This is a genomic window from Kitasatospora sp. NPDC059973 (assembly GCF_042737525.1).
Classification (GTDB): Bacteria; Actinomycetota; Actinomycetes; order Streptomycetales; family Streptomycetaceae; genus Kitasatospora.
On record NZ_JBHWUI010000217.1, the window covers coordinates 1 to 11,801 of the forward strand.

An 11,801-nucleotide genomic window follows, 5' to 3' on the forward strand; every position below is an offset into this window, starting at 1 on the left:
CCGGGGAACCGGGCAGCGGTTCCCCGGCCGCCGGCTCGTGGGCCGTACCGGGTGCCGGTCGCGGTCGCGACCGGGGCCCGGCGGGGCCTGGTGGGCCGGTGCGGCCCGCCCGATGCGGGTCGGGCGGGCCGACGCGGTTTCGGCCCTGACCGGGCCGGCGGCGCGTCCGGGGTGCGCCGTCCGGTCCGGCCGGGGCCGGCCGGGTGGACGGCCGGCACGGGGGGCCGACCGGCCACCCGGAGTCTTCGGGTGGTGAGGGTGGAGCGGTCCTGCGGTGGAGCGGGTGGTGCGATCCGGATGAGCGGCGGGCCCGGGGGGTGTTCGCCCGCCGCCCATCCGGAGTTCTGGGGGTTACCTCCGGGAGGAGGGGTCGGCGAGCGGGCCGGAGCGGTCGGGCTTCGGCACGACGCCCGGGAGCGTCGGCAGGGCGGTCGGCAGCGGGACCGCGCCCTTGCCGCCGGAGCCGCTCTTCCCGTCGTCGTCCTTCTTCCCGTCGTCCTTCTTCCCGTCGTCCTTCTTGGCGCCGCCATCGCCGTTGCCGCCGTTGCCGGTACCGCTGCCGGTGCCGGTCGCCGGGCGGGTCGGCGACGTGGCGCCCTGCCCGTCGTCGTCCTTGTGCCGCAGGACGTCCCCGCAGTACTCCGCCACCTTGTCCGGACCGCCGGCCGCCGCGACCAGCGCGCCGAACTGGGGGTCCGCGACCAGCAGGCGCGGGCGCTCGCCCTTGCCGGCGCGGTCGGTGTAGCCCTGGCAGAGGGCCACCAGCGCGGCCCTGGCCTGCGGGCCCCTGGCGTCCGCGGACGCCGGGGGCGAGGACGGCACGCCCGGGGACGGCGTCGCCGCCCCGGTGGACGGACCGGGGACGGACGACGCACCGCCCGCGGAGGCCGCGCCGGACGGCGCACCGGTGGGAGCGCCGGCGGTCCGGCGCGCGGACGGGCCGGCGTCCGGCGCGCCCTGGGCGGCCCCCGGGGCGGAGGTGGCGGTGAAGGGGGCCGGCAGCCCGCGCCGGAGCTCACCGGACCCACCGAGCGGGGACGGCAGATTGCCGGTGCCGGCCGCGACCGCCACCCCGCCGAGCGCGGTGGCGCCGAGCACGACGGCGACGGCCTTCGTGCTGAAGGCCCTGGCCAGCGCGGCGGTTGCCATCGATCGTCTCCGGACGGGTGCGGGTACGGCGGGTACGGCGGGGGCGGGCGCGAGACGGGCCTCCCGGAACGCGGCCAGGGCCGCCTCCTCCCCGGCGAGTTCGCCCGCCGTCGCCGGAGCGGCGGCAGCGGCCAGCACGCGGGCCACCTGCCCGGCCGGCCCGTCCTCGGGCAGGTGGGGCTCGGTGCGCCCGGGGCCGGCGTCCGCTCCGGTGAGGGAGGCGTCCCGCCCGGCCGACGGTCCGCCCACGGCACCGCCGAGCAGGTGCTCGGCCGTGTCCTGGTCGATCCGGCGGGATCGGTTGGTGCTCATCTCATGTCCTTCAGCGTCGCGGCCCGGCGTTCTGTCACACCCTGCGGAGGAATTTCTCTTCCGGCCGGTCCGACGTCCCTCGGCACGGCCTGCTGCGCCGGGATCCCCGACCCCGGTGCGAAGGGCTGCTCCAGCAGCTTGCCGAGTCGGCGCAGCCCCCGGTGCGCCGCCATCCGGACGCTGCCGGACTTCTTGCCGAGCACCCGGGCGGCGCTCTCCGCGTCCAGCTCCATCACCACCCGCAGCAGGACGGCCTCGGCCTGGTCGCGCGGCAGCCGGGAGATCAGGGCCAGCGCGTCCGCCGTGCCGACGGCGGCCAGCGCCGACCCCGCCGTATCGTCCCCGGCGGCCAGCTCGGCCAGGTACTCGAAGGGCAGGTCGGCGACCGGGCGACGACGGCGGGCGCGCAGGTGGTCCAGCGCGCGGTTGCGGGCGATGGTGGCGGCCCAGCCCCGGAAGCCGTCGCCGTCGCCGGAGAACCCGCCCAGGTCCCGGGCGATCTGCAGCCAGGCCTCGGAGGCGATGTCCTCGGCGTCCTGGACGTCCTCGGGCCGGCCGCCGACCAGCACCCGGAGGTAGCGGAGCAGTCCCGGCTGGACGCTCCGGAACAGCAGGCGGAACGCCTCCTCGTCACCGGCCTGGGCCGCCCGGACGGCCTCCGACAGGTCGACCGGTGCCGGCGCCGCACCCCCGGACGGAGGCGGTGGTGGGCCGGACGTCCGTGCCGCCGGACCGGACCGGCCGACGGGGTTGTCGGTGCCCGCTCCGGGGCGCTCTGCACTCTGCACCCGCCACATCATGCGCCATGTACGCCGCGCGCCCGACCCTCCGGGGGCTCCTGGACGCGGCCACGCGCTTCCATGGCCCCCGCTCGCGGGGCGGCCGCCCGCGCCCCCTGGCCCCCGGCGCGCCCGGAGCGGGGCGCCCGGACCGCGCGCCGACCGAGGCCGGCCGGCGCGTCGCAGGCGCGGTCGGGATCCCGCCGGGTCGGTTGGAACGGAGCCGGACCGGGCGGAGCCGGTAGGAGCCCGGTAGGGCCGTGCCGACCAAGGGCACAGGGCGCCGGGGCCCGAAGGCCCGCCGGTCGCTGCCCTTCGCCCGCGGACCGGCCGGGGCCCGCCTGCGAGCGTGGGAGGTCGGCACGGCGGTCCCGGACCGCCCCCGCCACGACCGCCCGCCCCTGTCACGCCCCGGCCGGATCCGTGCCGGCCGGGGCGGGCCCGCCTGCGCCCACACCCCCGCGCCGCGCGCCGCGCCCCGCCCGGAACGCGCCGCGCCCCGACCCGCGCGCCGTCTACGGCATCGCGATCTGGCGGGCCCGGATCGGCGAGGTGCTGCCGGTCCGCGAGGACCTCTGGTGGGAGGTGCGGCCGGGACCGCGCCGGCGGGTCGCGCTGGACGACTCGATCGCCGCCGTCGACCACTACGGCCTGCCCGAGCTGCGGCGCCGGGCCGAGCGGGACCGCGACGGCACCGGCGAGACCTATCTGGACACCGCCCGGGCTGAAGTAGGTCAACGCCGTCCTGCCGGCCGTCTCGGTGGCGCGGATCCAGCGCGCCGAGCTGGTCGACAAGGAGCTCGTCCTGACCGGCGCGTGGACCGGGGCGGACGCGGTCGCGCGGACCGGGGCGGACGCGGTCGCGCGGACCGTCCTCCAGGGCGTCGCCCGCGGGTTCCTCATCCGTCGGGGACGAGCGCTTCCGCGCGGTGCGCTGCGTGGACACGCTCGGCCGACCGCTCTGGCGCATCGACTGGACCACCGACTGAACGCGCAGGTCAACGGCGCTGTCATGGTGCGCGTCGTGACAACTGTCATGCGGATCCCGCAACGGACGACACTGCTCTGACGCAGGGTCGGCTCGGGAGACTGGAGGCACGACGCGGGCACCGGCCCGCAGGCCGAGCACCAGCCAGGGGAGAGCCCACCATGAGCCAGACCGCCGCCACCACCACCACCACCACCACCACCACCGCCAAGGCCCCGAACCCGCTGGTCGCCACGCTCCGCCCGCTCGCGCTGGACGTCGTGACCCCGCTGGCCGGCTACTACCTGCTGCACTCCGCGTTCGGGATGAGCCAGTTCGCCGCCCTCGCCTGGAGCGGCGCCGTCCCGGCCGTCCGGACGGTCGTCGGCCTGGTCCGCGAGCGGAAGGTCAACCTGTGGGCCTCGATGATGCTCGGCGTGAACGTGATCGGTCTGGCGCTCACCACCGTGACCGGCGACGCGCGGCTGATGCTCGCCAAGGACGGCGCGCTCAGCGGCTCCCTCGCACTGGCGATCCTGGTCTCCGTCTTCCTCGGCCGGCCGATGATGTCGCCGATGCTGATGCCCTTCCTGACCAAGGGCGACCGGGCCCGCTCCGCCGCCTGGCAGCGGCTGGCCGACGGCCGGGCGGCCCGCTCGCGCTCCTTCCGCCGCTACGAGCGGCTCTTCTCCGGCATCTGGGGCACCGCCCTGCTGACCGAGTGCGTGGCCCGGGTGGTCGGCGCCTTCACCCTGCCGGTCTCGACCATGGCCTGGCTGTCCACCGCCTTCCTGATCGGCGCGATCGCGGCCGGCTCGGTGCTCGGCCACCGTGCCGCCGACCCGATGGAGAAGCTGGTCCGCACCGAGGCCGCCGAGCCGACCGGCCTCTGAACCACCAACCGCCGCTCACCCCAGGCACGTTGACCCGCCTGATCCACCGCACCCGCACCACCCGTCCGACCCGCTCCACCCCGCCCGCCCCCGACGGCCCGCCGCACAGCAGAGGAACCATCGGGACGGCTCCGGAGTCCATATAACGAGGGGGTAACGGACCCCCGGCGAGGAAACGGGGATCCTGATGAGCCGGACGCACGCGCTGACCACCACCGAGGACCGCACGCTCGACTGGGACGGCTGCCTCAACGTCCGCGACCTCGGCGGCCTGCGCACCGGCGACGGCACCCGCACCGCCCACCGCGCGATCGTCCGGGCCGACAACCTCGACCGCCTCACCGCCGAGGGCTGGGACACCCTGCTCGACCACGGCATACGCACCGTCGTCGACCTGCGCAACATCGAGGAGTACCGCCCGCTCCTCCCGCTCCCCGAGGACGTCCAGCTGGTCCGCGTCCCACTGGACGAACTCGCCGGCCCCGCCTGGTGGGAGCGGTACGGACGACTGGACGGCACCCCGCTCGCCCTCCGCCCCTACCTCGACCACTGCCCGCGCGCCGCCGCCGAACTGGTCGCCACCGTGGCGGGCGCCCGGCCCGGCGGGCTGGTCGTGCACTGCGGCGCCGGCCGTGACCGCACCGGCCTCGCCGCCCTGCTGCTGCTCGCCCTCGCGGGCGTCGAGCCGTCCGAGATCGTCGCCGACTACCTGCTCAGCGCGGCCAACGTCCGTCCGCTGTACGGCATGCTCGGCCTGCCGGACCAGTACCGCCGGATCGACACGGTGCTCGCCGAGGCCGGCACCACCGCCGAGGCCGCCCTCCACGCCACCCTGGACGGCTTCGACCCGGCCCGCTACCTGCTCGCCGCCGGCGTCGACCCGGCGGACCTCGCCGCCGTCCGCTCCCGCCTGCTCGACTCCCGCCCCGACCGCGTGATCTGACGCTCCGTCCGCCCCGCCCGCTCCGCTACCAGAGCCGGTCGATCTCACCCGGGTGGAGGGCGATCCGGCTGCCCGGGAAGTCCGCCCGGTGCCGGCGGGCGCGCTCCGTGAAGAAGCCCGCCATGGTCACCTTGTCGAAGCCCTCCCGGTCGCTGGGGAACGGCAGTTCGGGCGTCCCGCCGACCAGCACCGCGCCCGGCAGCAACTCCCAGCCGGCCCCTTCGTAGAAGTGCCGGAGCACCCGGTCGCAGGTGAAGAGCCCGAGGTCCGCGCCGCCCTCCTCGACGAGGGCGCGGGCGGCCGCGACCAGCCGGCGCCCGTACCCGCGGCCGCGCTCCACCCGGTCGGTGACCACGGCGCTCAGCCCGCACGCCGCGTACGTCCGCCCGGCGTGCTCCAGCCGTTTGGAGAGCACGTCCAGCGCGGCGACCACCCGGCCGCCGTCCAGCAGCAGCATCGACACCGGGCGCAGCGCCGGGTCGTGCACCGGAGCGGTGGACGGCGCCGGCGGCCCTGGCCAGGCCTGCTCCTGCAACCCGGCCACCTGGAGCTTGAGTTCGTCCGGCACGGCGGTCTCCGGAAGCGTGACTATGCGCATGCCCCTCCCAGGGTCGTCGCCGCCGCCCGGTCTGGCAGACTCCGGGCGTGATCCTCCGAACCGCGACCCGCCAGGACCTGCCCGCCGTCATCGCGCTGCTCACCGACGAGGACGAGGTGACCGACCCCGCCACCGTGCAGGTCGACGAAGCCTACGCCCGCGCGTTCGCCGCGGTGGACACGGACGCCCGCAACGAGTTGCTGGTGCTCGACGAGGGCGACGGGACGGTGCTCGGCTGCCTCCAGCTCACCTACATCCCCGGTCTCGGGCGCCGCGGCGAGGAGCGCGCCCTGATCGAGGCCGTCCGGGTGCGCGCGGACCGCCGGGGCGGCGGCCTCGGGCGGGACCTGCTGACCCGGGCCGTCGAGCGGGCGCGCGGGCGCGGCTGCACGCTGGTCCAGCTCACCAGCCACAAGCGCCGCACCGAGGCGCACCGCTTCTACGCCTCGCTCGGCTTCGCGCGCAGCCACGACGGGTTCAAGCTGCCCCTCTGAACGCGCGGGGCGGGCAGGAGCGCGCGGGGCGGGCGCGGTCGCCGCGGACTTGCCCCGGACGCGCGGGCCGGGTGCGGTAAATCGTTCGCGCCCGTTCGCGACCGCCGGACATACTCGCGCCATGGTGCACTTCTCAGACTTCGACACCCGCAACTACCCGACCGTGGACGTCCGTACGGGCTACGCCCAGTGGGTGGAGACGTACGAGAGAACGGTCGAGGACGCCATGGACCTCGCGGTGCTGGAGCGGCTCGCGACCCCCGACTGGGTGGAGGTGACCCGCGCGGCCGACCTCGGCTGCGGCACCGGCCGCACCGGCGCCTGGCTGCGCGGGAAGGCCGCCGACGGCCTGGTCCTGGACGGCGTGGACCTCACCCCCGAGATGCTGGCGGTCGCCAAGGGCAAGGCCGTCCACGACACCCTGACCGAGGCCGACGTCGCCGCCACCGGACTGCCCGGCGGCGGCTACGACCTGGTGATCTCCTCGCTGATCGACGAGCACCTGGCCGACCTCGGCCCGCTCTACCGGGAGGCCTTCCGGCTGGCCCGCCCGGGCGGGCGCTGCGTCCTGGTCGGTCTGCACCCGTACTTCATCATGGCGGCCGGCATGCCGACCCACTTCACGAGCGCCGCCGGTGCCGACGTCGCCATCACCACCCACGTCCACCTGGTCTCCGACCACCTGAGCGCCGGACTGGCGGCCGGCTGGCGGCTGGCCGAGATGGCCGAGGCGGTGGTCGACGACGCGTGGATCGCCCTGAAGCCCAAGTGGGAGAAGTACCGCAGCCACCCGGTCTCGGCCGCGTACGTCTGGGAGAAGACCGGCTGAGCGGGGCCGATCCGGGCCAACTCGCTCAATCGTCAACCGATGGTTGACGACCTCCGGGTCGACAACCTACGGTTGACGCATGGAGAATCCCGTTGTTCCCAAGACCACACCGATGCGCCTCGACGACCTGATCGACGCGATCAAGAAGGTCCACTCCGACGCGCTGGACCAGCTCTCCGACGCGGTCATCGCCGCCGACGCCCTCGGTGAGCTGGCCGACCACCTCATCGGCCACTTCGTCGACCAGGCCCGCCGCTCCGGCGCGTCCTGGACCGACATCGGCCGCAGCATGGGCGTCAGCAAGCAGGCCGCCCAGAAGCGGTTCGTCCCCAAGGACCCGGGCGCGCCCTCGGACCTCGACCCGAGCCAGGGCTTCAGCCGCTTCACCCCCCGGGCCCGGCACGTCGTGATGGCCTCCCAGGAGGAGGCCCGGACGGCGGGCAACGCCGAGATCGGCACCGTGCACCTGCTGCTCGGCCTGCTGGTCGAGCCGGAGGGCCTGGCGGTCAAGGCGCTGGCCGCCCAGGGCGTCACCCCGGCAGCCGTCCGGGAGGCCTCCACCGCCGCCCTGCCGGCCGCCGTCGAGGAGGTGCCCGGGCTCATCCCCTACGACACCGAGGGCAAGAAGGTGCTGGAGCTGACCTTCCGGGAGGCGCTCAAGCTGGGCCACAACTACGTCGGCACGGAGCACATCCTGCTGGCGCTGCTGGAGCAGGCCGACGGCACCGGACCGCTGGCCGACCTCGGCGTGGACAAGGCCGAGGTCGAGAACTTCACCTCGGAGGCCGTCACGGCCCTCATCGCGGCGACCACCGGCTCGCCGGAGTGACCCGCCCGTCGGGGGCTCCGGCCCGCCGGGGCCCCCGACCGCTCAGAAGCCGGAGACGGGCGTGGAGATGATCCGCACCCGCCCGTCGGCGGCCGCCTCCATCGCCGCCCGAAGGCGCAACGAACGGGCCGGACCGAGGAGTTCGAGCGCCTCCTGATCGGTCGCCCAGCGGTGGTCGTCCAGTTCGCCGGCCGGGACGGTCACGGGGGTGCCGTCCGGGACGGTGCCGAAGTCGAACAGGAAGTGCTCGGCCGGGTGGTCGAGTTCGTCGGAGGGGTGGGTCCAGGAAATGACCAGCAGCTCGCCGGCCGGGCGGACCAGCCCGGTCTCCTCGGTCAGCTCCCGCTCGGCGCACGCGACCGGACCCTCGCCGCGGTCGATCGTGCCGCCCGGGAACTGCCAGTGCTCCCGGTACCCGGCCTTCACGATCAGGATCCGGCCGGACTCGTCCCGCAGCACGCAGCCGGCGGCCGCGTAGATCCGCGGCAGCGACGCCAGCCACTCTTCGCGGGACTTCAAGGGCTCAGCCGACACAGCGGGCCTCCTACGGCGCGGGGATCACTGCGCCCCACTCTGCCACTCCCCCCACGCCCCGTGCCCGGCCGGTCAGGACCCGTCCAGGAGGTACTCGACCAGGCGGTCGAAGCTGGAGTTGAGGCCGGCCCGCGCCTCGGGACCGCAGTAGAAGTCCGGCGCGTCGGTCTGGTGCAGGACGGCCTCCGTCCGGCCGTCGCCGAGGTCCTTGAGGGTGAGGCTGGAGCGCAGCCCGACGCCCTCCTCCTGGAAGGCCAGCAGCTCTGCGGGCCGGATGTCGGTGATCTCGCCCCGCAGCGGGTAGCGGTCCCCGGTCGCGTCGATGACCATGGTGCTGTCGTAGCGCCCGCCGACCTTCAGCTCGATGGTCACGGTGTCCAGCGGGACGTGGGTGCCGACCGGGCCCCAGAAGCGGACGAACCGCTCCGGCTCGGTGTACGCCCGGAAGACGACCGCCGGGGTGGCGGGCAGCTCGCGGGTGATGGTCAGCTCGCCGAGGTTCTCGCTCATGGTGTGTCCTCCGTGGTCGTGGTCGTGGTGCGGTGCGGGGCTTCCGCGGTGCGGGGCTTCCGCGTGCGGGGCTTCCGCGGTGCGTCGCTTTCACAGGGGTAGACCGGGGCCGGCCGCGGAACTCATCGCTCCACCGGAGACTTTTCCGAACTTTTCCGAACTTCTCCGAGAGACTCCGCCACCTGCTCCAGGAACCTCGCCGCAGGCCGATGAGCCGGGACCGCCCGCACGGTCTGCCCTGCATGGACACTCGCCCGAACAGCCCTCACCGCACCCACCGCGAACCCCCCACCCGCCCGACGCTGACCTGCGACGTCGGCGCCGTCACCACCCCCGACCTGGCGGTGGTCGACGCCCTCGCCCGGCTCAGGCTCGCCGCCGGGCGCCACGGTGTGCGGGTGGTACTGCTGAACGCGAGCGGCCCCCTGCGGGAGCTGCTCGCGTTCAGCGGCCTGGCCGGCGCCCTGCCGGTCGCCGGGGCGCTACCCGTCCAGCCGGGGCGGGAGACCGAAGAGCGGGAAGAGCGTGTCGGTGTCCAGGAAGTTGGTGAGACCGGTGATCCGGCCCGCTGACACCTCCAGCACGATCAGCGCCCACGGCTCGTGCCCGCCCGCCGGGCTCGGCCGGTACTGGCCGAACGCCGGACTGCCGTTGGCCTCCACCGGAACGAGCCGCGAACCCCGGCACCCGTGGCCGGGGCCCAGCATCCACTCGCGGATGTCGGCGTGCCCGGTCAGCCACAGCTCGTACGGCGGCATGTTGAGCGTGACGTCCTCGTGCAGCAGCGCGGCCAGCCCGTCCATGTCGTACGCCTCGAAGGCGCTGACGTAGCGGGCCAGCAGCGCGCGGTGGTCGTCGTCCAGCGCGGGCGCCGGACGGGCGGCCGAGGCGTCCGCCGCGAGCACCGCCCGGGCCCGCTGGAGCGCGCTGTTGACCGAGGCGACGGTGACCCCGAGCAGCTCGGCGACCTCGGCCGCCTTCCAGCCCAGCACCTCCCGCAGGATCAGCACCGCCCGCTGCCGGGGCGCGAGCCGCTGCAGCACCGACACGAACGCCAGCCGCACGGAGTCGCGCTGGGCGGCCACCTCGGCCGGGTCCCCCGTCTCGGGCAGGATCCGGCCGTCCGGCGCCGGCCCGATCCACGTCACCTCGGGCAGTTGCGCCTCGGTGGCGGTGGCCACGGTGGACGGCCCGGTGAGGTCCATCGGACGGGCCCGGCCGTTGCGGCCGTTCAGCGCGTCCAGGCAGACGTTGGTGGCGATCCGGTACAGCCAGGAGCGCAGCGCGGACCGGCCTTCGAAGCCCCGGTGGCCGCGCCAGGCGCGGACCATCGTCTCCTGCACCGCGTCCTCGGCCTCGAAGACCGAGCCGAGCATGCGGTAGCAGTAGCCGGTCAGCTCCGTCCGGTACCGCTCCAGCTGGAGCTCGACCGGCTCGACCGGCTCGTCCGTCATCAGGTCGGCCATCGCGCGCCCCCGTGTCCTCGCCTCGCCAGAGATCACGGTGAACGTACCGCAGGGGACTGACAACCCGGGCCGCCCCCTTCCGGTCACCCCGCCTTCGGGTACTCCTGGGCCGAGTCGAAGGAGGTGGTCACGATCTGCCAGACCTTCGGGAACTCCGCACCGGACAGACCGGTCGGGTTGATCGAGTAGACCACCTTGCGGCCGAGGTCCTTGGTGGCGAACACCCCGCTGGTGTACCCGGGCCGGGAGCCGGTCTTGCCCCAGACCTGGACGCCGTTGGGCAGGGTGGCGCTCATCAGGCCCTTGCTGAAGCAGGCGTGACCGGCGGTCGGACCGATCTCGCAGTTCTTGTTCCGGTGGTTGGGCACGTCCGGCACGTCGAACAGCTCGGCCTGCTGGGCGGGCGGCAGCAGCCGGCCGCGCAGCAGCGCCGTCATGAAGCGGTCCAGGTCGGCGGCCGAGGAGACCATGCCGCCCTCCGCCCACGGCCAGGGGCTCTGCTCGGTCACGTCCACCCGCTGCCGGACGCCGTCCGGGCCGGTGACGTCCACCCACGCGGGAGCGTGCGGGGCGGGCAGCGCGAGGTCGTCGCGGTCCGGGACGACGGTGTCGCGCAGGCCCAGCGGCCGGACGATCCTGGTCTGCACCTCGCGGGCGAAGGTCCGGCCGGTGACCTTCTCGACCAGCATCCCGGCGATGAAGGTGTTGATGCCGTTGTACTGCTGCGCGGTGCCCGGCGCGAAGCCCATCGGCTGCGCGACGGCGTCCGCGACCACCTGGGCGGGCGTCCAGGAGTCGGCCTTGTGCGCGGCGAACCAGCTCTCCGTGCCGTCCCCCGAGGTCAGACCGCCGCCGCCCGGCAGCCCGCTGGTGTGGTCGAGCAACTGGCCCACGGTGACCGGCGGGTAGGAGGCCGGCAGCAGCCCCGGCAGGTAGTGCTGGACGGTGCCGTCCAGGTCGATCCGCCGCTCGGCGGCGAGCTGGAGCACCACGGTGGCGGTGAAGACCTTGGAGATGCTGCCGATCCGGAAGCGGGCGTCCGCCGACACCCCGGTCCCCGCCGTGCCGGACCACTGGCCGCCCCGGCCGCCGACCCGGACCAGCGCGCCGGTGACGCCCCCGGTCGGCAGGTCGGCGAGCGTCCGCGCCAGTGCCGCGCCGTCCGGCGGCCCGGCCAGACGGACTGCGGCGGCCGAACTCGCGCTGTCCGTCGGACGGTCGGCCGCCAGGGCGGGCGTCGCGATGCCCGCGACGGCGGCCACCAGCAGCGCGCCGGAGACGGCGAGGGTGTTCCAACGGCGGTCGCGTACGGGGGTCTTCATCGGCTTGCGCTCCAAGTGCGGCTCGTCCGGCGGGTGGCGCTCTCCCAGCGGGTGGCGGTCCACCCGGGAACGAGTCTTCGGGAGCGCGGCGCACCGGCCATCCGGGACGGGCCCCCAGCTGCCCCGGAGGCGACCCCGAGACGGTTCGGGGACGCTCCCGGGCACACGTCAGGGGG

Annotated in this window: 14 protein-coding genes; 7 read left to right on the forward strand and 7 right to left on the reverse strand. The window is 75.3% G+C overall.

Annotated elements, in window-relative coordinates; all coding sequences use genetic code 11:
• Positions 1-351 precede the first annotated feature (351 nt).
• Entirely contained in the window at positions 352-1,461 is a 1,110-nt protein-coding gene (locus tag ACFWA9_RS35215) for a hypothetical protein (RefSeq protein WP_380392920.1), read from the reverse strand.
• On the reverse strand, positions 1,458-2,258 hold the full coding sequence (locus ACFWA9_RS35220; protein ID WP_380392948.1) for an RNA polymerase sigma factor: 801 nt from the start codon (positions 2,256-2,258) through the stop codon (positions 1,458-1,460). Before ACFWA9_RS35220 ends, ACFWA9_RS35215 begins: the two co-directional genes overlap by 4 nt.
• A 742-nt stretch (positions 2,259-3,000) precedes the next feature.
• Between ACFWA9_RS35220 and ACFWA9_RS35225 the strand changes: the two genes are divergently transcribed.
• The 3 genes from ACFWA9_RS35225 to ACFWA9_RS35235 all read left to right on the forward strand — a co-directional run bounded on the left by ACFWA9_RS35225 (position 3,001) and on the right by ACFWA9_RS35235 (position 5,043).
• Positions 3,001-3,309: a hypothetical protein gene (locus tag ACFWA9_RS35225; protein WP_380392923.1), complete on the forward strand. Its 309-nt coding sequence runs from the start codon at positions 3,001-3,003 to the stop codon at positions 3,307-3,309.
• Between the two features lie 80 nt (positions 3,310-3,389).
• Positions 3,390-4,100, forward strand: coding sequence for a VC0807 family protein (locus tag ACFWA9_RS35230; RefSeq protein ID WP_380392926.1), 711 nt, complete (start codon positions 3,390-3,392; stop codon positions 4,098-4,100).
• A gap of 187 nt (positions 4,101-4,287) precedes the next feature.
• Positions 4,288-5,043 (forward strand): tyrosine-protein phosphatase, encoded by a 756-nt coding sequence (locus tag ACFWA9_RS35235; protein ID WP_380392929.1) that lies wholly within the window; start codon positions 4,288-4,290, stop codon positions 5,041-5,043.
• Positions 5,044-5,068: 25 nt separating this feature from the next.
• On the opposite strand, the gene ACFWA9_RS35240 is transcribed toward ACFWA9_RS35235, so the two are convergent.
• The gene (locus ACFWA9_RS35240) at positions 5,069-5,641 is read right to left on the reverse strand and encodes a GNAT family N-acetyltransferase (protein ID WP_329488461.1); all 573 of its coding nucleotides are present in this window, start codon (positions 5,639-5,641) and stop codon (positions 5,069-5,071) included.
• A 47-nt stretch (positions 5,642-5,688) separates the two neighbouring features.
• Between ACFWA9_RS35240 and ACFWA9_RS35245 the strand changes: the two genes are divergently transcribed.
• The 3 genes from ACFWA9_RS35245 to ACFWA9_RS35255 all read left to right on the forward strand — a co-directional run bounded on the left by ACFWA9_RS35245 (position 5,689) and on the right by ACFWA9_RS35255 (position 7,793).
• Positions 5,689-6,135, forward strand: coding sequence for a GNAT family N-acetyltransferase (locus tag ACFWA9_RS35245; RefSeq protein WP_380392932.1), 447 nt, complete (start codon positions 5,689-5,691; stop codon positions 6,133-6,135).
• 121 nt (positions 6,136-6,256) lie between these two features.
• The gene (locus ACFWA9_RS35250) at positions 6,257-6,964 is read left to right on the forward strand and encodes a class I SAM-dependent DNA methyltransferase (RefSeq protein WP_380392935.1); all 708 of its coding nucleotides are present in this window, start codon (positions 6,257-6,259) and stop codon (positions 6,962-6,964) included.
• A 79-nt stretch (positions 6,965-7,043) separates the two neighbouring features.
• Positions 7,044-7,793, forward strand: a complete 750-nt coding sequence (locus ACFWA9_RS35255; protein ID WP_329488464.1) for a Clp protease N-terminal domain-containing protein — start codon at positions 7,044-7,046, stop codon at positions 7,791-7,793.
• A 42-nt stretch (positions 7,794-7,835) separates the two neighbouring features.
• Here ACFWA9_RS35255 and ACFWA9_RS35260 read toward each other — a convergent pair whose 3' ends face one another.
• Positions 7,836-8,327: an NUDIX domain-containing protein gene (locus tag ACFWA9_RS35260; RefSeq protein ID WP_380392938.1), complete on the reverse strand. Its 492-nt coding sequence runs from the start codon at positions 8,325-8,327 to the stop codon at positions 7,836-7,838.
• A 72-nt stretch (positions 8,328-8,399) separates the two neighbouring features.
• Positions 8,400-8,837 carry an SRPBCC domain-containing protein gene (locus tag ACFWA9_RS35265; RefSeq protein WP_380392940.1) on the reverse strand — a complete coding sequence of 146 codons (438 nt, stop codon included), beginning with the start codon at positions 8,835-8,837 and terminating at the stop codon, positions 8,400-8,402.
• A gap of 32 nt (positions 8,838-8,869) precedes the next feature.
• On the opposite strand from ACFWA9_RS35265, the gene ACFWA9_RS35270 reads away from it, so the two are divergent.
• Entirely contained in the window at positions 8,870-9,409 is a 540-nt protein-coding gene (locus ACFWA9_RS35270; protein ID WP_380392943.1) for an STAS domain-containing protein, read from the forward strand.
• Here the strand turns inward: ACFWA9_RS35270 and ACFWA9_RS35275 are convergent.
• On the reverse strand, positions 9,320-10,303 hold the full coding sequence (locus tag ACFWA9_RS35275) for a sigma-70 family RNA polymerase sigma factor (RefSeq protein WP_359804157.1): 984 nt from the start codon (positions 10,301-10,303) through the stop codon (positions 9,320-9,322). The genes ACFWA9_RS35270 and ACFWA9_RS35275 overlap by 90 nt on opposite strands.
• Positions 10,304-10,386: 83 nt before the next feature.
• Positions 10,387-11,625 carry a serine hydrolase domain-containing protein gene (locus tag ACFWA9_RS35280; protein WP_380392945.1) on the reverse strand — a complete coding sequence of 413 codons (1,239 nt, stop codon included), beginning with the start codon at positions 11,623-11,625 and terminating at the stop codon, positions 10,387-10,389.
• Positions 11,626-11,801: the final 176 nt, after the last annotated feature.